Origin of the sequence: Erysipelothrix aquatica, from assembly GCF_009828825.1 — a bacterium.
Lineage (GTDB): Bacteria > Bacillota_I > Bacilli_A > Erysipelotrichales > Erysipelotrichaceae > Erysipelothrix > Erysipelothrix aquatica_A.
On sequence record NZ_WTTA01000003.1, the window covers coordinates 362,962 to 387,314 of the forward strand.

Consider the following 24,353-nt stretch of genomic DNA (forward strand, 5'->3'; position numbering starts at 1 on the left):
GTCAACATCTTTTTGAAATTATTGATAAAACCTATCATCAAAGTCCCAGCTAGCATACAAAAAGTATGCACATTATCTGTGCATACTTTTAAGTTTATTGTTTGCGACGACGGTTGACTTCGTAAACGCCAACACCCACTAAAGTCAGGAATCCTCCCGAAATTAGTAAAGTATTCCCAATTCCTGTTGCCGGTAGCTTGACTTCATTTGTTTCCGGTTTTGGCTTCACAACTTCAGGTTCAACAGGTTTGACAGGATCGATTGGATCAATTGGATCGATTGGGTCGATTGGGTCGATTGGATCGATTGGGTCGATTGGATCAATTGGATCGATTGGATCAATTGGATCGATTGGATCAATTGGATCAATTGGGTCGATATCTTTCAATTCTAAGCCTGCAAATGCATCTTTAACAGACGCAATGACATTCAGAATCGTTTCTTTATCCGTACCAATTCCATTGTTCGCAAGAATTTCATTCATGCGTGTGCGTGCACTGACAAGTACACGCGCTGATTCATCCGTGTATTTTGTTAAATCAATATCGGTTTCATACTGTAAACTTCGAAGTGCACTTATTTCATTTTGGTTTGGAAGTACTTCAATATCCACCCCGTTAATACCATTTACTTTGAATGCGTAAATTCGTGCAACATTTCCGGTGCTTTCAGCTTTATGGAGCACTAGACGAATATGATTTGCTTGGGTTGCAGGAATCGCGTCTTTGGTAACGGCATCCGTATTCCATGTTCTCATGACAGCAGTTTCCCATGTTTCCCCATCCATGCTTGTTAGAATTTCATAGTCACGTGTATTCCACTCCTTGTTTTCCCCACCTGCTTCAGCATGGTGAAGTTCAAAGTCTGTTAGCGTTACAGTTTGTGGGAATGATGCTTCTAGCCATGGTTTCTCTGTCTTATTATCACACCACTTCGTTGCGTCTGAATCGTCAAAGGCTTGAGCAGCACCTTCACTTGGTGCACATGAATTTGACACTTTGAAATTTTGTGCAAGATTGGAAAGGGACTGTGGTTTCGTAACTAAAGTATCATCATAAACGTAAATTAGATTTTGTTTACGAACATCGGTAGTACCTGCCTCATTGCCTAACGTCATAGTTATGCTGTAGACACCTGCTTGATCAAAGGATGCGGTTGTCTCAACACCTTCAAGTCGATCTGTTACAGCACCTTCAACAAGCCAGTTAACTGTTTTTGTTGATTGTGATGGAACCGCTGTGAAGGTTACTTCCTCACCAACCTTCACAAAACTTGAGGATATTCTGAAGTCTCCACTTGGAAGACCCACAGCTTCAAATTTAAAGTCAACGGATGCTGCTTTATTAAAATGTTTTGCATTTGTTTCGTCAACTGGGACGATTTCATAGTGAAGTTTTCCAGTCTCTGGTCTCTGTTGATTTTCTACATAATAAGCTGTATTTGCGGTGCTTCCTTCATAGTATCGAACACCATCTTCGACACGATAAATATCGTATTGACGTGTATTTACTTGATCATGGTTCCATGTCAATCGTAAGTTTGCACTCACGTTATCGGTGACATTTTTCCCAACGATTTTAACATCACCCACCGCTGACACTGCTTTGTCTGTATTGTCATCAATACCTAAATAACCGATATTAATTAAGCCCGATGCAATCGTTTCATCTGCGGTAATATCAATTGCGATTTTCTTAACTGTTTTTCCACTGAGTCTTGCAAGTTCAAAGTGGGTCTCAAGCCATTCACCCTTCGATGTTTGTGTTCCCTTGATGACTTCTTGGGTTCCGTCAGTAAAATCTAACACCAAATCGATTGTTGCATTCCCATGATGACGAACGATTCCTTTATTGTTTGCAGTTAGTGCAAGTTCACTTGCATACAGGTCCATGCGTGTAGTTGCCCCTTCAGTCATGGTTCCTTTCAATCCAATCGAAGAACCACCATTGTACGCACGACTATAATCAATAAATGCGGAAAGTTCATTGCCACTTTGATCAAGAATCCAACGATAAGTTGGCATAATATCTTGAACTGAACGGTTATTGAATGTGCCAGCTTTCGCAATCACACCATCTTGATAATAGTTATCCCCATTGCCAACATTGAAGCTTGTATGGAATGGAAGGCTTGTTACAGGAGATTTCTCAACAAAGTAACGTGATATTCCTTGCCAGGTATTTTTCCCTTGAGATGTATCTCTTGGGTCTGCCGCCTGGTTGATCCAGAAGTCACTTTCATTTTGCCAATATTTGTCGACATTATACTGACCGCCATCACGTAATGTCCAGTCTGGAGCATAAAGACCAACAGACGTCATTACCTTGTTGTCACTTCCAACTGCATTAGACAGTTTATCCCCACTGTTTACACCTCGCGCTTGAACATCAAAGCCTGCTAATACATCATAAGGACTGCGGTTTAAAGAAATCGCCTTATCACGACTTCCAGCAACCATTTGTGGCCCAAACCAGAAGTTTAAGAACATGTAGTCTGATGTTCTTTGCTCACCATTTTGGAAATAACGCTTGTTGCGATCATTTAGCTCATTTTGCCAACTAACCTGACCACTTTCAAGCATTGAGTCATACCACACGAGCTCCATATGGTCTTTTTTGTTATTGTTGTAATATGCTAAAAAGTCCAAGAATCCTTGACCATGTTCAGGACTACCTGTACTGGTTTCTTGGTTTATAAACCAACCATCAAATCCATACAACTCTGCCATTTCGATGAGCTTGTCTGCCATTGGAAAACTGCCATCATCGCGCTTAACCAAGAATTCACTGACCCATTGATTTTGTCCTCCATAGGCTTTCGGAGGAAAGAAGACTGTTCCCATGACAGGGACACCATTACGGTGCGCGACATCAACTAAATCGGCACTGGGAGGAACAATTATCCCTTCACCAGCAGATCCTGCCCATCCGACAAGGGCATCAACATATTGCCAGTTTGTAAAATTGTAGATTGCTTTTTCACTGGAACCTTGTGACGGTGTCCCACTTGTATTCTTGTTTGCAATCGGTAGTGATACTACTTTTGCATCCGGATTTTGGTCCGGATTCACTGGTGTTCCTTTGACACGTTTTTGTAACGGTACCTTCGATACATTATGAATTGCATCGGGGTCCGTATTGAAATCCCATTCTAAGAAATCATTTGGAAAGAAAAATGAAGAATATGGGCGATCCTCAATAACAGGAATCCCATCAGTTGCTTGTACAGATCCATCTTCCCCGGATGTTTCTGCCATAACTGGTAAAACTAAACTCGTAAGCAAAAGTCCCATTGTTACGAGACATTGTAACAGTCGTTTCATGTGTTACCTCCTATACCTTGATATTGTACGATTTTGTTAACCGCTTACAATAGAGACAAATTATAGGTCTATCATGACGATTTATACTCTTCCATTACATCCTCCCTCATCTTTCCCCATCTATCGAAAAAACCTTCGTTTTTGAAGGTTTTCAATTATTGATCATCATTTCTTTTTTTTATATAAACTACAATACCACCCATCACAATTCCAAGAGCACTGATAATTAACCCCCATCGAATAAGGACATCCGATTGCCCAGTTTTTGGTAATCCCTTGTTTTCAGGATCATCCGGTTTAACTGGTGTTGGTTTTTCTGGAGTAGGCTTCTCTGGTTTTGGTTTTTCTGGTATTCGAACGTTCGTAACTGATATAAGCACTTCGGGTTGAGTCATCATTGACTCTGTTACCGTCACACAGTGTTCAGTTGCATCCAGAGTATAACCTTCGGGTGCTTTCGTTTCGACAAAGCAATACGTTCCAATTTTGGGGATGGATATGTTAATTTCTCCGAGAGCATTCGTTGTAAGTTTGTCGTAAAGAACCTCACCTGTTTCAAAAGTGAGCTTAAACTCGGCACCTTCAAGAACTTTGCGACTATCTTTTGAATCAATTTTTCGTAGTCGAAGATTCAATGCTTCTGGTTTATCAGGTATCTTCACATTTGTCATTTCGATAAGCACTTCGGGTCGATACAACATGGTTTCTGTCACAGTTACACATTTTGGAGTCGCATCCAACGTATAACCTTCGGGTGCTTTCGTTTCGATAAAGCAATAAGTTCCCGGACTTGTCACCGCAGCTGTAACCTCACCCAATCTATTTGTGATGAGGTTTTCAGCGATAACCAAATCATGCTCAACGACGAGTTTGAATTCAGCGCCTGCTAAAACTTTACCAGAATCAGAAGCATCCATTTTGCGCAAACGCAATAAGAGTGAATTGGGCATATCTGGTATTTTAGTATTCGTAACTTCGAATAAAACTTCTGTTTTAAACATCATAGATTCAGTTATGGTTATACATTTTTCTCGTGTGTCCAAAGTATAGCCATCTGGGGCTTGTGTCTCAATAAAACAATACGTTCCAGCCTTTGGAATAGAAACATTGATTTCACCAAGCATATCTGTCGTCAAATGATCGTAGAGTACTTTTCCTGATTCATTTACCAATTTAAAGATAGCTCCTTTGAGTACACGAGCGGAATCATTTGCGTCAACTTTACGTAAGCGAATCATCAGCGGTTCAGGATCTTGGAAGTCCCAACGGTGTGTTTCACCAGAACTCGTGAAAGTATCAACGATGATCGTTCCATCAATGTTTTTCTCATTCACAACATGGGCTTTGGGTGCAAGAATCGAACCAATCCACGTTCCTCTGAAAGTAATTGTTCCTTGCATCGGCGTACCATTTGTCGTGAAGTTCCACAATAAGGTACTATCGGCAAAGTCTGTCGTTTCTTTGTTTCCCCGTCTTGAACCATCAGCATACTCAAGCATGACGGTCGACTGAATAGTTGCTGATTGCGCATCGCTATAATCAACTGTTATAAAGACTTGCTTGAACTCACCGTCTTCATTTTTCTCAAGGCCTTTTACGACAATTGGTGTCTCAATACCTAAAACATTTCCATCAACCTTAACAAAGATTTGATCCTTATCAATGTCTGTTACATCAATTACGCGGGTGTTTCGATCTGGAAATGAGTCATTCGTAATTTCAAGATCCGCAACTTCCTGAGACAGTGTTGAACTTGTCGTTGCAAGTTTATTGAGTTCTGCGTCAATGTCGATGTAGTAATGATCTGCAGGGTCTTGGTAAATTGCAGTTGCACTTAAGTTATCAAGTGTTCCACCGTTAATGCGTGGTTGATTTGCGTTACTTAAGTCAACATTGATTCCACTTCCAACGACAAATTTATTCATCCCCTTATTCGGAAATGAGCCACTTTGTATGTGGGTGTAACTACGAATATACGAAACATCGACATTATCTGTTGCTGCATATTGTTTTGTTCCGATATCGCCTTGGCCACCAAAGTTAATCGCCGCAATATTACCATTTGTATGCGAGTTCGATGTTATATCTCGACCGAAAATATGAAAGAAACCAGCTGCCCCTAAGATATGGTTTCGGGCTTCAGGATAGTCTTCATAAAAATCACCAGCTTGTTGCACAGGCGATGTTTCAGCATAGGTGCTTGGCGCAATTCCAAAAGAAACAAACGCCATAGCAATAGTTAAAATTATTGTTGCAATTTTATTGTATTTCATTTTATTCCTCTTTTCTTCGATTGTGTGTGCTTGAATACAAGTACCCCCACTCCTTTCTGCTTGTATTCTTATACTAATAGCTTAGCACTTCTTATGCGACATAGCGGCTATTCTGAAATTATTAATCAATATTTCTATTAAAATTAAGAAATACAATTTTATATTTAAGTTCTTTGCGAATTTATGAACTTTTGTATTGAAAAAGGTATGATTTGATATCATACCTTTAAAATTACTTTAGGAATGGCTTCACTGCATCCGGAACCTTACTTTCCGCAATAACTTCTTGGCCAATCACGATTGTCTTACTTACATCAACAGCTAGATACTGACCAGGTTGCAATAATTTTGATGCGTCATTTGTTTGATAAGAAAAACTGACTTCGCGTGCGTTTCCTTTTTCGTTATACCCTGTAAACGTATAAGAACGACCACGATCAAAGACTTTACCGTTACTGTCTTTTATATCCGTAACTGTTGCTTCTTGCGACATTGGTACACGAACATAAAATGTATCAGATTTTTTGTAACGACCATCATAATAGTCTTTGATAAAGTATCCACCAACACCCACAACTGCAAGAATTGCAACAGCAAGAAATACTCCAGCTTTATTTTTTTTCATATAATCCCTCCACGGCTGTATGCCTCGTGTAACACAATCATTGTATCACACGAACAATACAGATAACCTAACACTAGGGTTACACTTTTGTAAGAAAAAAAGCAGTGAATGTGTACACTGCCTTAATCAATCGCTCATTACATCTAGGAGACTCTACAAAATAGCACACATTATCAATTTGTTCCTCCATCATTCGTACCGTACATGTGCTCAGCAAGGCCGTAATTGTTTGATGTTTGTATTGATGATAAGGAGTAGTGACACTACGACCTTTCATGCATTTTACAAATACAAATTGACGCAATCGTGTAGAGTCTAGAATCTGTTCGAAACGATTCCCACCGATTTGTTAGATTGTAACATATTTTCACAGAGTTTGGAACTATTTTCATTTATATTTGTAAATAATTTCAGAAACTACCAAACCGCAAGATGGCCATCGGATCGTGACTCGGTAGCACCAATTAAAACTCCCGATTCGTCACGAAGAATTATCTGACCGCGTCCTAGCATTATGGTTTCGTTTAGAATCTCAATATCATGACCTCTTCGCATCAAGCCCTCGGCAATATGGAATGGTAATGTATTCTCGACTTGAACTTTTTTCCCATGAGTCCATTGCCAACGTGGCGCGTCCAATGCATCTTGCGGGTTAAGGTGGAAGTCTATCATACTACTAACAACCTGCATATGAGCTTGCGGTTGCAGTGGTCCTCCCATCACCCCAAAGGGACCTACAGGTTTACCGTCTTTTGTAATAAATCCTGGAATAATCGTATGTAAGGGACGCTTACCTGGTTCAAGACAGTTTGGATGCGCTTCATCTAACGTGAATTGTGAGCCTCGATTATGCAATGCGATTCCGTATCCCGGAACGACACTTCCTGATCCAAATCCTGTATAGCAACTTTGAATGAACGAAACCATGTTTCCATCACCGTCCGCAGTTGCAAAGTATACCGTTCCAGCATTATCCAGTTCACCAGGTGCTGGTTCCATTGCATGATCCGTAACCGTTGCAGCCCTTTGGGATCCATACTCTTTGGATAATAAATACTCCCAATCCTTGCGCATGAATGAGGGTTCACCAATATGCTTCATGCCATCTGTAAATGCAAGCTTCAACGATTCAATTTGTTTATGATACGTATCTACTTCATCTTTTCCTGTTAATGGAAGATTCTCAAGAACATTTAATGCCATCAGTACCATGATACCAATGCCATTGGGCGGCAATTCCCACACGTCATAGCCTTTGTAATTGACAGACATTGGACTTACCCATTCAACTTGATGTTTTTCCAAATCTTGCTTGCGAATATATCCGCCATTTTCTCTTGAAAATGCATCAATAGCATCTGCTATCTTTCCTTTATAGAAAGAATCGCCTTGCGTTCTCGCTATCTCACGAATCGTCTTTGCATGACCCGGAGCATGAAAAATTTCTCCGACGCGCATTGCGCGCCCATGTGGACAAAATGTATCGAACCACGTCTTGAGCACCGGATACTGTTCAATATTTTTTGAATAAATCTTGTAATATCTTTCCCATAAACGTGCGACATTAGGTGCGACAGGGAACCCTTCTTCTGCAAGGCGCGCTGCGGGCTCTAAAACCGTCTCAAGCGGGAGTTTCCCAAATTTCTGAGATAAAGCCACCCAACCACTTGGAATACCCGGAACCGTCACCGGATCTAAACCAAACAATGTAATTGCTTTATCTCCTTTTGCAGTGATGGCATCTTTCGTCATCAGTCCTGGAGCTGCACCACTCGCATTCAGTCCGTACATTTGACCTTCATGCCAAACAATTGCGAAGCAATCGCCCCCTAAACCATTACCACTCGGCTCAACTACAGTTAATGCCGCTGCAGTCGCAATCGCTGCATCAATTGCATTTCCTCCCAGTTTAAGAATTTCTAAACCAATTTGTGACGCTAACGGACTTGCCGTTCCTACCATTCCCTTCCGGCCATAAACCAAATTACGACGGGATGGATAACGATGCATATATGGATCAAAGTTAATCATGTTTTTTCCTCCTATAAGAATGCGACAAAGATTCCCGCAACAACAATCGAAAGTGTCGTTACAGTTGTCATTCCCGCAACCACATAACGTGGCATGATGTGGTCAAAGACGATTTGCTGTTCTGTTTCATCATCAGTAATTGCTTTGGAAATTTCTTGTGAGACCAGGTATGTTGCCGGAAACCCAAGATACTGTGCTAAAGCAACACCAAAGGCAAGGTGTTTAGACTTTAAGAGTTTCCACCCTGGCAAAATCGCAAACACAACATAGAGCATCGCTATCGTTGCACCTAAAGTCACAACAATATTCATGCCCAATGCCATAAGATCTGTAAACGTTACTTTACCTAACGATGGAATAATGGTGACATAAACTAACATTGAAAAGACACCCGACGCTTTACCTTTTTCAAGAATGCGTGTTGGCACAACATCGTAGTAACCTAAGATTGCTCCAAATAACAATGACCAAATCGAATAGTTAATACTTGGCATGAGTTTCCCAAGAGAAACAGCAATCCACGCAAAGCAGACTGCAATCATCAAACATACAAAGTCTGTAAAGTACTTCGTATGCTTGGTTGCAAGTCCTTTTCGCTTCTTCTCAGCATCTTGCGTCTGTTTCGATTCGTAGGTTCCATTACGATAGGCAGCTAAAACTGTTTTTGCCTCTTGCATCCCAACATACGAAGCAGGATACGATCCCGCAAATTTTTTAACGGCATAAAGGATAGCTGCGAAGGCTGCAGGAACTACCAATCCCAACTCTGCAGCTTTACTACTCATGATTTGTGTTGATATAATGCCGCCATTGAGGACTGGAATTGCGACCATTGCATTTTCTCTACCAATAATGGGGATTAGGATGAAGCACGTTACGATTACGACGAGCATTGAGGCGACTGCTGTAACCACTGTTTTCCATTCATCACGTAGTTGTTTTAAGTTAATCATTGTTCCCATGTGGAAAATTAGAATTGCGGCTGACATTGACGCAAATTGGGTCAAAAATGCTTGCTCAACGATATCGGTTGGAAATACTCCCGTCATAAATCCAATCAAGAAAACAACCATAACTACGAAGACCGAGGATACCTTAGCCTTCGTAAATACGCCCATAAAATCGGCGAACCCAAACACTAGCATTATTATAAAAAAGTAGAATAAGCTATTATTTTCTGTAAAGCTACTTATAATCTGTTGCATACACTTTCTCCTTTGTAATGTGTATGATTGTAACACAGTTTCATACAATATGTAACTATTTACAGAAACAATTTGTAAATGTTTCTTTTCAATTGGTTTTTATGAAGACTCTTTAAATTTACGCAGAAAAAAACATCACTTTTTGAGTGATGTTTTAAGTTAGTCGTTACTTTCAAAACCTTCTGTACTATCCGATTTGAAGAGGACAATGACCGTTCTCAGAATGAGTCGAATATCAGACCAAACACTATAGTTTTCAATATATACTAGATCCATGAGTAATTTATCATAAGGACTTGTATTATACTTACCTTCAATTTGTGCAATACCTGTGAGCCCAGCTTTTACACGAAGACGGTAACGGAACTCAGGCAATTCTGATTCATATTTATCTACATTCTCTGTCATCTCTGGACGCGGCCCAACAAGGCTCATGTCGCCATTGAGAATGTTGATAAGTTGTGGTAATTCGTCCATGCGGATTTTTCGAAGTACGCGTCCAACTTTGGTTATACGATCATCATTCTCTGTAGAAGAGAAATTCTCCACATTCTCTTTCATCGTTCTAAATTTATAAACTTTAAAGATTTTACCATCAATGGTGTATCGATCTTGTGTAAAGAGAATTTTCCCACCATCACCAAGTTTAATCGCGATTGCAGATACAATCCAAATTGGTGATGAAATTACAATACCAGCAAGTGCTGCAACAATGTCAAGAATGCGTTTAAAGAAACGTTGCTCCAATGTTAGACCAGAAACATTGACATCCACCATCGGTTTATCATCAAATGTAATATGCTCTCCACTTAACTGAATTACATCGGTAATTGAAGGTGCAAACGTAAAGTTAATCGCATGTTCATAGCAAACATCCACTAATGGTTTACGCACTGACTCAGGTAAATCTGAAAAAATAACATAGTCTACTTTGTCCACATATTTGCCTAAATCACATTGTGAAGCATCGATTGTATCAATGACTCGGTATTGAAGTTTAAAGCGTGAGATATAGCGTTGAATTTTTCGTACACTCACTTCAGGGTGATTCCCATCATAGATGATTAACGCATTCACCGGATCATTAATTTTGAAATAAATCCAGTTTCCTAAATATGCAAAGATAATAATCGCAATAATTTGAATTAATAATACAATCAGTAAGAGATCAAGTTGTTCCAACCGGAATGAATGATTGTTGTTGGGATTGGTGTTCATAATCATTAGCTGTAGGTATGAGACAAAATCTGTAAACATTACAGCCACCGTAGTAGAGAATATAATTGGTTTGCTTTTCTTTTTTCCAATTTCAAAGTTACCATACACTGTGAGCATTAAGATTCCAACGACAGCGAATGTCATCATAGTTGTCCCTAGTGTTCGTGAGATATAATTAAGTCCGATATTTTGTAGTGCAAACACTTCAAAAAATGTATATCCTAACAAGACATACAATACTGCTTTTAATCCTACAATTATCAATTTATTAATATTTGATTTCATAAATAATCCTTCCGGGTTTGTTACATTACGTTTTATAGTTTACGTTGTAGATGAGTTCTACAATCATTCTTTATTTTATCATATTTTATATGAATATAGAAATTATGTGTGGATTAACATTTTGACACCATATTCTCATCTCAATTTTGATTATTGAATTCTCTAATATTCAAAGAGCAACATTGTTATCGAGCATCAAAAGATTTTCGATTCGGACGAATCTCTGTTTGCGGCAATAAAGACGTCAGTTTAATGTGACGTCTTTACGATAGATTCTTAAGCGTATATAGCTTTTTATTATAAGAATTAGCTCTGGATGGATACTTTTTGAGCTAATTTAACTCAAGGAGTAATTCATTATTTGGGTACCGAAATAAGTTGCCCCTTCTCCATTTGTTCAATAAATTTGCTTGCCTGATTTACAGTTTCATAGTTTGGTTCCATCACGTAAAGATTCCAACCCGGCATTGAGTATGTCGAAGTGCTTGTGGATCCGTAACCTGAAAGTTGATATTGCTGTATGTCCCAACTTCCACCATTATCAAGTTGATTTCTAATTATTAACTTGAAATCACTGTCAGACATACTCAACTGCATGCTATCACCAACGCTAGCAATTATACTGTCAAAATTTGTTAATATTTTCGGCGATAATGCTTTGTTAATCATACCTTTTATTAGTTCTTGTTGATTTCTTACTCGTCCGTTATCTCCGTCAGGGAGATTGTATCTTTCTCGAACAAACGCAAGGGATTCTGGACCATCTAATTGATTTATCCCCTCATTTATATGTACATTGGGAGGGGTCATAGTTACAAACGAATTTTTTGAATAGACCTCAACACCACCTAATGAATCCACAATCTGTTCAACTGAACTAAAGTTTACTTTCAGATAGTAATCAATTTCAATCTTCAATAACTTCTCAAGTGTCGCAACAGACTCACCAACCCCATAGATACCTGCATGTGTTAGTTTATCCATCTGCCCGATTGTTCCTAATTCTACATGGTAGTCTCTAGGAATACTTGTCAATAAGATCTGATTTTCTTTCGGGTTAACTGTCATTATCATATTCACGTCTGATCTTGACACTGAAGACACAGGGCCATAGGTATCAATCCCCGTCAAGTAAATTGAATAAGTGTCTTTTGTCACATCAACATTTGATTTTTTTAAATTCGTTTCTACTTCGTAAGATACAAACTGAATAACCCGCGTTTGCTCATCAAACTTTTCATTGAACTCCTTTAAAAAACCTCGATGAGATTCGCTTATCATCAATGCAGGTATTGTTCCATCCATTATGTCCGCATTCATTCTTTCATAGTTTGTATATTCCTCAATATCAGTAGTATATTTAAATTTTTGACTAAACAGTTCAGTTCCCTTGGCAACATTTACTTTATCCATTTGAATATTTGCACCAATTTTTACATCTTTCAAATCCTCAAGCGAATTATACTTGCTATCTTTTTTGACCACTATCGAAATGACGTGTGTATCTTTGTCTGCACCAGTCACCTTTGCAAGTAAGTTGCCACCTTTCATAGCATAACCACACCCAATAACTAGAACTAGACTTAACAAAAGACTAAGTATTTTTGAAAACCAGTTTAACTTTCCTTTTGTCTTGAATAGGAGTAGGCCCATAAACACTAAAAGTGTCAAAATAATGCCTGAAACCAACAGAAAATATTTGACCGGTAGCAACCCAAATCTATGGATGTAAAAAATTGATACTACCGAAATAATGACTTGAATCATCATAATCGTTGAATTTCTTGATAAGAAAAATTCTTTATTCCTTCTTTTTTTCATACTGTTCCTCACTTTGATAAATCGAATACTTCCGAACCTATTTTAACATGAATTTCTACTTTTTTAAAAACTCTTCAAAAATAAAAAACCAGAAATTCAATTCTGGTTCATTACCTCGCAGCTTGCCCAGTAAAAATTACACCAACTGTCTTGCAAGCAATTATTAAATCCTGTTTTAAGGATAAATTACTAATGTATATATTATCAAACTCTAATTTTTCTGCTGGAGAAATATCATATCCGCCATTAACTTGAGCCCACCCTGTGATTCCTGGGCGTACAGAGAGTCTATTTACAAATCCTGGTATTTCTTTTTCAAATTGCCAAGTCAAGTCAGCACGCTCGGGCCTAGGTCCAATTATACTCATATCGCCAATAAGTACATTTAGAAACTGAGGAAGCTCGTCAATTCTTACCTTCCGAATGAAGCGACCTACTTTCGTGACTCTTGGATCATCTTTTTCCGCCCAAACAGCCCCTGTATCACTTTCTGCGTCGATACGCATCGATCTCAACTTGTAAATTCTAAATTCTTTTTGATTTTTTCCAATACGCATTTGCGTATAAAATGCAGGCCCCTTCGAATCAATTTTCACTATCACTGCAAAGATTGCAACTAAGAGAATAATAAAAGGTGAAGCAAGGATTGTTAGTACAATATCTGCGATCCTTTTAAATAATAAATATCCGGTCGGCTTAACTTTAATCTGCTCATTCATCTCAACGTTCATAGTCCCCTCTTAACTTCATATTTGTGTATCTATCCCCCGATTAATTACCCACACTTTCATTAAATCTTTAATTCATATGTTTAGTATATTAAGGATAGCACATTTCATCTTTTTTTCAAGTTTTAGGCGCCACTATCTTCATTCGCATATTAGCATTTAAGGCGAATTTTGACTACAGAGGATGTACGCTCTTCGTTATAGTATAGATTTTCGATGTAGTGTCATTCTTTAAGTTAGTGACATTAGAGTTTTACTTCATTCTATTGTTCATTGCAAAGAAATGCTAAACAGAAAAAAACTGTCATTAATAACAAATGACAGTTTCAACAATCAGGTATTCTTCTTAGTGATTAATGAAGATACCCTTTGATAATTACATCTATAATTAAGGCTGAAGCCCGGGATAGTGAGAATACTAATAGTGTTGTTATGGGGAACCATAAGTACTTTTGATTTACATTGATAACTGCACTATTCAGTTGAGTATAAACGAGTTTATCAAACATGTAAGAGATTAGAGATGCTCCCAATGACGCGTTACTTAGCATTCTTAGAATATTTTTAAATCTCTGTGACAATCCTGAACTTTCAATATTGAGGTGCAGAATAAATAATAAGTATGCAACGATAATATACTGAATGGATCCCCACCCCTGATACTGACCATTACTAAATGGTCCACCAAAACTTCTATAATAGCCGATTGCTCCTGCTGCTAAAGTAGCGAGAAGGAGGAGTATAATATTTATACTTTTCTTAATTTTTGGTTGGAACTCGCTGATATACGCTCCGATAAAATAATACGTAAGTGGATAAAGTATTTCCCAAAATTGGGGAACAATTTTATCATAGTCATACGATTTAGCGGGTTGTAACCACCAGCTCTAGTTTCTGTATTCATTATAATTAAGTAATAACGGAAGTGCCGTTAATGTTATTAGTGTTAAAATCAGGATTTGCTTGTCCTTCTTACTCTCGAGTCCGTGATACATTAGGTTAATGAACGGAATAAGTAAGAATAACCCGAGATACATCTCGATATACCAACTGTAGTTTGCTGCCGAGAAATCGAGTATCTTGAAAAAACCATCTTCTATTGAATAATTTGTATTGAAGTGAATATTGGAAAATATCAACAACATTATCGATATTACAACGTAAGTAATATAAGTAGGGATAATCCCCTTGTAGTATTTCCGACTGAGTGTCTTTTTGTTCATCAAGTAACCTGTAACCATAATGAACAATGGTACACAATACATAAAAAACGATCTAACTGTTATTGCAAAAAATAACTTTGCTCCTGATACTTGAATTTCACAGATTCCAGTATTTAGGAAAAAATGCACACCTACGACTCCAAATAAAGTTACCAATCGAATAGAACTGTTTCTCTTCTTTACACTTAATTCTCCCCGTGTCTATTCACAATAAATACTCACCCAATTTGCAAACCAAACTCGGTGAGTACTAAATCTATTAGTATCTTCGATTGTTTCGATTGATACTTTTTACCGTTTTACTTCTATTTTTTTATGTGATTCCATATCTTCGATGTATTTTTTTGCTTGTGCGACTGATTCTGGAATCGGCTCAAATACGTATTGATTCCAGCCTGTCATGGAGTATGTCGTCATACTATATGCTTCAGTTCCCACTAACTGATTCTGTTGAATATTCCAAGATGGATTTTTATCAATTTGCATTCGAATCAAACGTGTGAGGTCATCATCACTCATATTTGTTTCAATACTATCGCCAATCGTCGATAATACCTGCGTATAATTCAATAAAAATGACGGTGATGTCAAGGAATTTATAATTCCTTTCATTAATTCTTGCTGATGGACAACACGATCTTCATCTCCCCGTGGGAACGCTTTTCTTTCACGTGCAAACATTAATGCTTCATAGCCGTTTAAGTCATTTTTCCCCACATTATAGTGGAGCGAAGGATCCACGGTAGAATTGAAATTAAATTTTGATTCAACTGTAACCCCACCCAGCGCGTCCACAACCGTCTCAACAGAGCTAAAGTTTACACGAACATAGAAGTCAACATCAATATCGAGTAGTTTTTCAACGGTTGTCATGGTTTCGTTAATACCATATATTCCAGAATACGTGAGTTTATCCATCTCACCGATTGTTCCTAACTCAACATGATAGTCGCGTGGGATGCTCGTTAGAAGGATGTGGTTTGTTTTTGGGTCAACTGTCACTAACATATTTACATCAGAGCTTGCGACGGTTGATACTGGTCCGTATGTATCAATTCCTGAGATTAGAATCGTGAACGTGTCTTTTAGAACATTTGCGCCCGTGTTTCGGACATTTGTTTTTTGTGTATAACTTACTTGTTCGATAATGCGTGTTTGTTTACTGAACTCAGGATTCACTTGTTCAACCATCATTCGATGGTTCTCACTGAGAAGCATAACTTGAGTCGTTCCATTTAGTAAATCTCTTTGCAGCCCCTCATAAGTTTCATAGGGATCAATGGATGGTGTGAACTTATGTTCTTTTTCGAATAGCTCGATAGCCTTATCAACATTGGTTTTGTCTTGAGATGTGTTTGCACTGAAAGGAAATGCTTTAACGTCATCAAGCTTCATGTATTGGCTGTTTGCATCAACAATCACCGATACCACATGCGTTTCATATTCTGCACCGGTAATTGCGTCAATGAACGATACACCTTTACTTGCATAGAAACATCCAATAACTAAAACTAAACTCAGAGCCATGTTCATAATCTTCACGAAGTTATTAAACCAACCGCGTGATTTGAATAGTACAACACCACTGATTGCGATTGCGCCCAATAGGGTTACTGCAATTATGATATTGTACTTTAATGGTAAGAGGCCAGTATAATAGACATAGCCAACCGTAAATAAACCAACAATGAGTTGGATTGCAAATATTGTCTTATTGCGAGTTATAATCGATTCTTTTGTGTTTTTTGTTTTATTCTTCATAGGTTACCTCGTAACTTTAATCTTAATTTTACCATGAATACGCATCGCAACATTGATTTCGAAAACTTTTTGCGATAATTTCACAATCTTTGATTTCCCACCAATCATCAATTTAGCTTAAATTGTGAACGAATCCGTGTTTGGTACGAGTTCAATGCAAAAAAAGAACGGTTATCTCGGACCGTTCTTTACGTGATTAATTCCCCATTCGTGTAGCTGAGACAAAATAGGTTCGATAGTCATCCCATAAGGAGTCATTGAATAGACAACTTTAGGTGGAATTTCTGGAAATTCTTCTCTTAAAATGAGGCCTTCATCTTCTAGTTCCTTAAGCTGACTCGAAAGCATTTTAGGAGTTATACCGACAAGTTCCCGTTTCAATTCACCATAACGCATCGAACCCTTAGAAATTAACGTTAAAAGAATGGCTGGTTTCCATTTTCCACTTATAATCGATAAAGCATCATCAACTTTACAAAAAACAACATTTTCAATTTTCGACATACACACCCTCACTCCACATATTAGTATCCTTTTTGATACCATTAATAGTATCTTTTTGGGAACTAGTGCACTTAAAAGTGCCTACTTCACAAGCTAAAAATATTATAGCATACTTGTCTTATCAGAAAGGTGGTTCTACACTATGAAGAAATTTGAAATTGGCATTTACTCCCTTGGAGATTATCTATCAGATCCTGCTACGGGTTCAATTGTATCGGAGCAACAGCGTATCGAAGAAATCATCCAAGCAGCTAAACTTGCTGACGAATTAGGACTCGATGTATTTGCACTAGGTGAATCACATCAAGAACATTTTATATCACAAGCTCACGCTGTTATTCTTGGAGGGATTGCGCGTGAAACAAAGAATATAACAATCTCCAGTTCTGCAACAATCGTTTCAACATCTGACCCAGTTCGGGTATACGAAAACTTTTCAACTATTGATTTAATGTCCAATGGACGTGCTGAAATTGTTGGGGGACGTGCATCACGCATCGGTCTTTTTAGCCTATTAGGTTACAACGTTCGTGATTACGAAGCATTGTTTGAAGAAAAATTTGAAATGTTACTACAATTAAATAAGGAAAGTGTGGTTAATTGGAGCGGGCGTTTCCGGGCACCCCTAGAAAATGCAGTTTTATATCCAAAACCGCTTAAAGGTCGTTTACCCATCTGGCGTGCAGTTGGTGGCCCTCCATACAGCGCCGTCTTAGCAGGACAACAAGGCGTACCAATGATGCTTGCAACCTTAGGTGGACCTGCAACGCTCTTTAATCACTCTGTGCGTACATACCGTGATAACTATATTGCTGCAGGACATGATCCAGAGAATATGATTGTCGGTGTTACGAACCTATTCCATACAGCCGAAACAGATCAAGAAGCATTCAAGAACTTCTATAAATACATCAATCACACCTTCTTAAGTGCAAATGGTCATGGATTTAACCGCGAAGCCTATGTTGATGCGTTGGATAAACGTAACGTTATGTTAGTTGGAAGTCCTGAAACCATTATTGAAAAAATACTATACCAATACGACGTTTATAACAACGATCGAATCATGTTACAACTTGATCTGGGAGGCATGCCTTGGGAACAAGTGAAATACAATATCGAGATGATTGGAAAAGTTATTGCACCTCGTGTACGTGAGGAAATCGCCAAACGTCAATTAGCGAAAGTTGAGGCTTAATGATGAAAGTTTTAGGTATTGTCGGTTCTGTCTTCGGAACCAAAACACGCATCGCGATGCAAAACATCACATTTAGTGATGGTGTTGACTATGAAATTGTTGATTTGAGTGAATTGGATATCATGTTTGCGGATGGACGTGACTTTCGAGATTTTGAAGGTGATACCCGAACATTAGTTGAGAAAATTATTGCTGCAGACGCAATTATCGTGGGAACACCAGTCTTCCAAGCATCAATCCCGGGTGCATTGAAGAACGTATTTGATCTTTTACCCGTCGATTCGATTAAAGACAAAGTTGTCGGAATTGTTGTTACTGCTGGCTCATCCCGTCATTATCTCGTTGCAGAATATCAGCTCAAACCAGTCTTAACCTATATGAAAGCTGCATTGCTGGAAAAATATGTTTTTATCGAAGGACGTGATTTCCTCAAGGAAGATATTGTTGAAGATGATGTTCATTTCCGTCTTCGAAACCTTGCCCGTCAAGTCGAGAATCGCGTTGACCAAATAAAAATGAATATGAGGCGCGCTACGACTTCTAGCGGTGATTCCAACTACCAACCTCCTGGTATGTTTTCCCGAATTAATTCTTACGATCCCTTGAATTAGTATAGAAAAACAGCCGTTGAATCGCTAGCGCGTTGATGGGTCGATGCGGCTCGATCCTTCTAAGAGATGAACGTTCAGTACAAACGTTCATCTCTTTTTAGTTTCATCATTGCTTAATATAATGTATCATAACTTTAAACATGAGGAGGAATCATGAAGACCGAAAAAAATTATACAATCGTGAAGGTATTAAATAATAGTTCTGTTATCGTCAAGGATTTGTTCTTTGAAGTCATCTTCATGGGACGGGGGATTGGTTTTGGTCAAAAACCAGGAGAATTACTAGCAAAAGGTACTGAGTACGATAAATCATACAAGTTAACCATTCACAAGAATGAGTTTCATAGAATTATTAGCGGGTATAGTGATGACATCGTCGTTATGGTTATGGAAACGATTCGCCAGATTACGAAGCATGACTTTGGTAGTTTCGGAACTGAAGAATTAATTACCCTAGCAGACCATCTTGCTGCAATGTTTCAACGCATTGAAAGTGGTGTTGCGGTAACAACGTATTTTTCTCACGAAACAAAAGCACTTTATCCGCAATCATTTGCACATGCACAGCAACTCTGCGAAGTTATCTTAAAAAATTATCGTGTGGAAATTCCGGATGCAGAAATTGCCTATATTGCACTTTATATCCAAAATCTACGAAACGCTGGGGCAAAACGACAATTGGAGCAACTGCATGTTGTTGTTATTGAACTCGAGCAATACTTGATTGAACATGGCCACGAACTGAACAAAGACTCTATTCACTATGCACGACTTCTGACACACATTCGATTTATAGTTGAGTCAACATTATCCAACAAAAAAGCACTGAACCAGGTCGTTAGCACAACCATTGTCGAAACGTATCCCATTTATGCTGACTATGCTCGAGATATTATCGCAATCATCGAAAAAGAGATTGGTGTTGCGCTTGCTGATGATGAACTCGCATATCTTGTCATACACCTTGTTAATGTCTTAGAGAATTAATATTTCATTTTTTAAGCGTTTACATTGACATTATATTTCAACGTGGTATATTTGTATTAGGCGTGCAATCTAACGGAGCAAGAGCCAAAGCAACATTTTTTGATGTCGCTTTGGCTCTTTTTCTTTTGCACAGAAGGAGGAAGCAATATGAATAACAATGATCTCGCTAAGAATATCATTGATCTCGTGGGAGGTACCGATAACATCGGACGTGCAGCCCACTGTATGACACGTTTACGTCTAAACATTAAAGACGCAGACAAAGTTGAAATCGACGCTCTCAAAGGGGTAGAAGGCGTCATGGGAGTCGTAGAAAGCGACACACTACAAATTGTTGTGGGTCCTGGACGCGCAAAGAAAGTCTATGACATTGTTATCGAAGACTTCGGTGTAACTGTTGGTGGTGACGTTTCTTCTTGGGAAGACAACAAAGCAACCTTGAAATCAGGCCAAAAAGAATCAAAACTTAAAACGGGATTAAAGACAATTTCAAATATCTTTATTCCATTGATTCCTGCAATTATCGCAGCTGGTCTTTTCTCAGGTCTAGCAAGTTTAATTGGTCAAACAATGGCTCCTACTGAAGGATTCTGGTTCTTAGTACTAAAACTATTCCAACTCTTCAGTGGTGCATTCTTATCCTACTTTGCAATCTACACTGGTATTAACTCCGCTAAAGTCTTCGGTGGTACCGAAGCACTTGGTGGTATGATTGGTGCTATGAGCATCATGCCATTGATCGTTGATATCTCAACATTCTTTGGACTTTACAATACTGAAGTTCCATTAAATTCAGTTCTTACTACAGGTAAAGGTGGAATTATTGGAGTAATCTTTGGGGTATGGCTCATGTCCATGATCGAACGTCGTGTACGTAAGATGGTCCCAGATGTACTCGACTTAATTGTTACACCACTTGTAACATTAACACTTACAGGAATTATCTTTGTTCTTGGTATCATGCCAGTTGCTGGTTTCTTATCAGATGGACTTGTTAGTTTCCTAAATATCTTCATTAGCTCAACAAACCCAATCGTAAGTATCCTATCTGGTTTTATCTTATCAGCATTGTTCTTACCAATGGTTCTCTTAGGATTACACCATGGATTAATTCCAATCTATGCTGTTCAACTCCAACAACTTGGTGGTGTTTCATTATTCCCAGTTCTTGCTATGGCTGGTGCCGGACAAGTCGGAGCTGCAATCGCTATTTATATTAAAGCAAAACGTCGCAAAAACGAACGTTTGCAAAAAACAATCATCGGTGCTCTACCTGCTGGATTCTTGGGTGTTGGTGAACCATTAATCTACGGGGTTACTTTACCTCTTGGTAAACCATTTATCACAGCTGGTATTGGTGCCGGATTTGGTGGAGCATGGGTAATGCTAACAGGCGTTATGGCAGGAGCATGGGGTCCTTCAGGACTTGTTGCTATTCCATTAATGCAAACTCCTACAATGATGCTAAACTTCTTTATCGGACTTGTTATTTCATATGTAGCTGGTTTCGTAATCACAATGGTCTTCATCAAAGACGATTTAGTAGAAAACAACTAATTTCCAAACAACTCTTCTTAATACATTTATATAAAGTAAAAACACAACCGCGTCTCACGGTTGTGTTTTTACTTTATTATTTCTCCGATTTAAACCAAATTACAGCAACCTAGATATTATTCGCCCTACTTTTTGTTGTAGTAATCGACTTGTAAATCTAAGCGTTGCTCTTTAGACATTGTACTGTTCCACGGTATACTCTGACTATACTTTTCTCTATCTCTTATAAAATCGTCGTATGTTCCAATGACCCTAGCTGGTACACCAGCAACGACTGATCCAGTTGGTATTGATTTGTTTACTAAAGACCCAGCAGCAACAATACAGTTTGAACCAATAGACACTCCGTATAAAATGGTAGAGTTCGATCCAATAAATATATTGTTACCAAAGTTGATTCGCCCGACATATTCAGAAAATTTATCCGTTTTTTCAGCAGTATTTAACATCATATGGATAACATCATGGTTTATGAATGTAACTTTGGCAACAACGTAAACATTATTTCCAAACGATATCAATTTGGGCTCTGTTCCAAAATTAATGGGTTGAAAGAAACAATCTTCACCCTGCGCATTAAAATAGTCATTCTTTTTAAAGTAAACGGCTCTCTGATGTCCATTCATTGTAAGTAAGCGAGTATAAGTTAATGCTCTGCTAATTTTCCCCATTGCTTTGCTCCTTCACTATTTAGTTAATTTATCATTTATGAATTATACATCAATTAACTTACATCCAGTCAAAATTTCGATTTGATAAAGTCTCTAAAGTTTCATGATGTTTTTCCAATTTATTAAGCTGTTCACTGTCATCTTTCAGCAATTTTTCGACTAAATCATTAATTTCTTTCGAGTCTATATCAACAACTTCGTTCCAATAGTGATTCTTGCTAAACCCTACTTTTCTTGAGAATTTACCCAGTTCAACTTTCTTCATTAAATCTTCACTCTTATCACTGTATGATAAAGAAATAAGTGGTGTTTTAGTCTTGATTGAAATAACCACTGCATGAAATCTCATACATAAGTTTAGCGATGCATTATTTATCAAGTTAATTACTTCTTGGATATTGTTATTATATGGTACAATTTCAATTCTCTCTGAAATCTTTTTACCTCGTACTTCAGTGACTTTTTTTACTAAGTCTCGATTCAGAATTTCATCGTCCTTCCCTGTAAAAGTTAATAGTTTTATATTCATTTCTTGATCTAAAACAAATTCAACTATTTTTGCAATTGAGTTCACAAAGTCATTATATGTGTCGTTGTTAGCTTCTATATGTGGCATAATGTTAGCTAGCGAAAATGTAACATACCTTTCTTGAACATGCTTCACGTCATAATCAAACACGGGATCACTTAGAACAACGTCTGCTGACGAAACAATGAAGTCACTCAATTCTTTAGGAATGTCATGCCTCACAGCAAAATAATCTGCTCTCCTAGCAATTTTCTTTATCAATTCGATGGAATTATCTTCTTCAAAGTTTTTTGATCCGATTCCAATTCCAATCACATAAACTTTCTTGCCGAAAAACTTGAGTACTTTTGTCAAGATATTGAAAGTCTTTAGTTTCCCAATATTTTTATTAGGAAATAGACCTCCACCTCCAATAAAAACGATGTCGTTGCCAAGCAGACTCAGCATTCCTTTAATACTTTTTTTACTTACTGTTTCATATGTATTCTCTCCAACATCAAGTGACTGCCCACTGCCATATACCGTAATCTTAGAATCTGGATACTTTTGATTAATTCTATTGATTATAGTTTCCATTATTAGGTCATCTCCTAAATTATTTTGACCATAGTATCCGAACAATGCTATTTTTCTCATATGTACCTCTTTCAAATTAATTTACTCTAAAAAATAGAAATATATGGAACAGTTGTTCCAATGTTATTCACTAATAACCTTGCGATGTAGAGCGCTAATAACCATAGCACAATCATTCTTTGTCGATCTCTTGGTGTTACCATATACGGAGCATATGTTACGTGATTAATCTCAACATCCAAAATCATATTGGGCAGAGTAAGGATTAAAACAGGTGAGAACATAAATGCTACCCTTGAAAACACGAGTATTCTTAGCGAGAATATATAACTTGCAATTACTATTGCAGTACAAAGAATACTAATTCTATATTTTTCCCAAAAAGTTGGATTATTTCTATTTGCATACATGATTGGATACAAAATCGACATCTGAACAATCAACACAATCAATTGAGTCCATCGCGTCTGTGCTGGTGTCAGATAAACTACGTACTTCGCAGGTAAAAAATGTCCAATTAAACTTACAAATGGGCCCATCGCAACGAAAACGAATACAATACTACCAACAATTATAAGGTTAATCATCATGAAATTAACTTTGATTTTTTTGTAAAGCAACAGAACAAAATAAAAAATACTACTATTATGTATGCCTGTCGCGATAACTCCTTTTATTGCATAAATTAAATACTTACTATTTGATAACTCATAAAGAGAATTCAGCCATATCATGGCTGCTAGTGATGAAGGCATCAAATTCATGCTCATTTGAAACATTCCAAAAACTACGAATAAATAGACACTAAAAAGAGCATTTTTTGATTGTTTAGTTATTGTTCTATACATGAGAACGTAAGTAATTAGAGAACAAAAAATTAATACAGATTGCTCCCAGTAAATAATCTTGGAAAAAATCCAATTAAGTACCTTATATACATATTCTGTGGTTCCATTTTCATACCAAACGTTTAAGGATGCTCCATGAATTTCAAAGAAATTGAGATCTCTAATCCATCTGAAAATAGACAAATAGTTTCCAGTATCTGCACCCACTGTGTGGAATCTGAAAGCACTCAAAAAGAATAAGATTCCCATAAATGAGAATATTGCAATCGAATTAACCTTTGTACTTTTTGAATCAACTATTAAAAAAGACGCAAGCGCTGTTGCTATAACTATATAAATAACCATAAATACCCCTCTAATAACCTACTTCTTGCAATCAT

Annotated in this window: 17 protein-coding genes and 1 pseudogene; 4 read left to right on the forward strand and 14 right to left on the reverse strand. The window is 37.7% G+C overall.

Features of this window, described 5'->3' with window-relative positions; all coding sequences use genetic code 11:
- Window positions 1–94: 94 nt before the first annotated feature.
- From GVV22_RS07700 to GVV22_RS07750, 11 genes and pseudogenes are all read right to left on the reverse strand, one after another.
- The gene (locus GVV22_RS07700; RefSeq protein ID WP_159649544.1) at window positions 95–3,322 is read right to left on the reverse strand and encodes an endo-beta-N-acetylglucosaminidase; all 3,228 of its coding nucleotides are present in this window, start codon (window positions 3,320–3,322) and stop codon (window positions 95–97) included.
- Between the two features lie 155 nt (window positions 3,323–3,477).
- Window positions 3,478–5,595, reverse strand: coding sequence for an MSCRAMM family protein (locus tag GVV22_RS07705; RefSeq protein ID WP_159649545.1), 2,118 nt, complete (start codon window positions 5,593–5,595; stop codon window positions 3,478–3,480).
- A gap of 232 nt (window positions 5,596–5,827) precedes the next feature.
- Window positions 5,828–6,220: a YxeA family protein gene (locus GVV22_RS07710; protein WP_159649546.1), complete on the reverse strand. Its 393-nt coding sequence runs from the start codon at window positions 6,218–6,220 to the stop codon at window positions 5,828–5,830.
- Window positions 6,221–6,637: 417 nt separating this feature from the next.
- A complete protein-coding gene (locus tag GVV22_RS07715; RefSeq protein ID WP_159649547.1) occupies window positions 6,638–8,251 on the reverse strand; it encodes a gamma-glutamyltransferase family protein in 1,614 nt (537 codons plus the stop codon).
- 11 nt (window positions 8,252–8,262) lie between these two features.
- Window positions 8,263–9,456, reverse strand: coding sequence for a hypothetical protein (locus GVV22_RS07720; protein WP_159649548.1), 1,194 nt, complete (start codon window positions 9,454–9,456; stop codon window positions 8,263–8,265).
- Between the two features lie 159 nt (window positions 9,457–9,615).
- Complete coding sequence (locus tag GVV22_RS07725; RefSeq protein ID WP_159649549.1) at window positions 9,616–10,959, reverse strand: exopolysaccharide biosynthesis polyprenyl glycosylphosphotransferase; 1,344 nt, start codon at window positions 10,957–10,959, stop codon at window positions 9,616–9,618.
- Window positions 10,960–11,316: 357 nt separating this feature from the next.
- Window positions 11,317–12,780: an LCP family protein gene (locus tag GVV22_RS07730; RefSeq protein ID WP_159649550.1), complete on the reverse strand. Its 1,464-nt coding sequence runs from the start codon at window positions 12,778–12,780 to the stop codon at window positions 11,317–11,319.
- A 110-nt stretch (window positions 12,781–12,890) separates the two neighbouring features.
- Entirely contained in the window at window positions 12,891–13,511 is a 621-nt protein-coding gene (locus tag GVV22_RS07735) for a sugar transferase (RefSeq protein WP_159649551.1), read from the reverse strand.
- 350 nt (window positions 13,512–13,861) lie between these two features.
- Window positions 13,862–14,887, reverse strand: a pseudogene (locus GVV22_RS11205) (acyltransferase family protein).
- A gap of 135 nt (window positions 14,888–15,022) precedes the next feature.
- Complete coding sequence (locus GVV22_RS07745; RefSeq protein WP_159649553.1) at window positions 15,023–16,492, reverse strand: LCP family protein; 1,470 nt, start codon at window positions 16,490–16,492, stop codon at window positions 15,023–15,025.
- Window positions 16,493–16,663: 171 nt separating this feature from the next.
- On the reverse strand, window positions 16,664–16,996 hold the full coding sequence (locus tag GVV22_RS07750; RefSeq protein WP_159633997.1) for a winged helix-turn-helix transcriptional regulator: 333 nt from the start codon (window positions 16,994–16,996) through the stop codon (window positions 16,664–16,666).
- A gap of 142 nt (window positions 16,997–17,138) precedes the next feature.
- Here GVV22_RS07750 and GVV22_RS07755 point away from each other — a divergent pair, with 142 nt between their 5' ends.
- From GVV22_RS07755 to GVV22_RS07770, 4 genes are all read left to right on the forward strand, one after another.
- Entirely contained in the window at window positions 17,139–18,194 is a 1,056-nt protein-coding gene (locus GVV22_RS07755; RefSeq protein ID WP_159649554.1) for an LLM class flavin-dependent oxidoreductase, read from the forward strand.
- A complete protein-coding gene (locus tag GVV22_RS07760; RefSeq protein ID WP_201290699.1) occupies window positions 18,194–18,805 on the forward strand; it encodes an NADPH-dependent FMN reductase in 612 nt (203 codons plus the stop codon). Before GVV22_RS07755 ends, GVV22_RS07760 begins: the two co-directional genes overlap by 1 nt.
- Before the next feature lie 153 nt (window positions 18,806–18,958).
- On the forward strand, window positions 18,959–19,792 hold the full coding sequence (locus GVV22_RS07765; protein WP_159649555.1) for a PRD domain-containing protein: 834 nt from the start codon (window positions 18,959–18,961) through the stop codon (window positions 19,790–19,792).
- A gap of 147 nt (window positions 19,793–19,939) precedes the next feature.
- Window positions 19,940–21,349, forward strand: coding sequence for a PTS transporter subunit EIIC (locus tag GVV22_RS07770; RefSeq protein ID WP_159649556.1), 1,410 nt, complete (start codon window positions 19,940–19,942; stop codon window positions 21,347–21,349).
- A 125-nt stretch (window positions 21,350–21,474) separates the two neighbouring features.
- Here the strand turns inward: GVV22_RS07770 and GVV22_RS07775 are convergent, their stop codons facing one another.
- Genes GVV22_RS07775 through GVV22_RS07785 form a run of 3 tightly spaced genes read right to left on the reverse strand, consistent with a single transcriptional unit; the run spans window position 21,475 to window position 24,318 of the window.
- Window positions 21,475–22,020, reverse strand: a complete 546-nt coding sequence (locus tag GVV22_RS07775; protein WP_159649557.1) for an acyltransferase — start codon at window positions 22,018–22,020, stop codon at window positions 21,475–21,477.
- A gap of 58 nt (window positions 22,021–22,078) precedes the next feature.
- Window positions 22,079–23,185 (reverse strand): polysaccharide pyruvyl transferase family protein, encoded by a 1,107-nt coding sequence (locus GVV22_RS07780; protein WP_159649558.1) that lies wholly within the window; start codon window positions 23,183–23,185, stop codon window positions 22,079–22,081.
- A 26-nt stretch (window positions 23,186–23,211) separates the two neighbouring features.
- A complete protein-coding gene (locus tag GVV22_RS07785; protein ID WP_159649559.1) occupies window positions 23,212–24,318 on the reverse strand; it encodes an EpsG family protein in 1,107 nt (368 codons plus the stop codon).
- Between the last annotated feature and the right edge of the window lie 35 nt (window positions 24,319–24,353).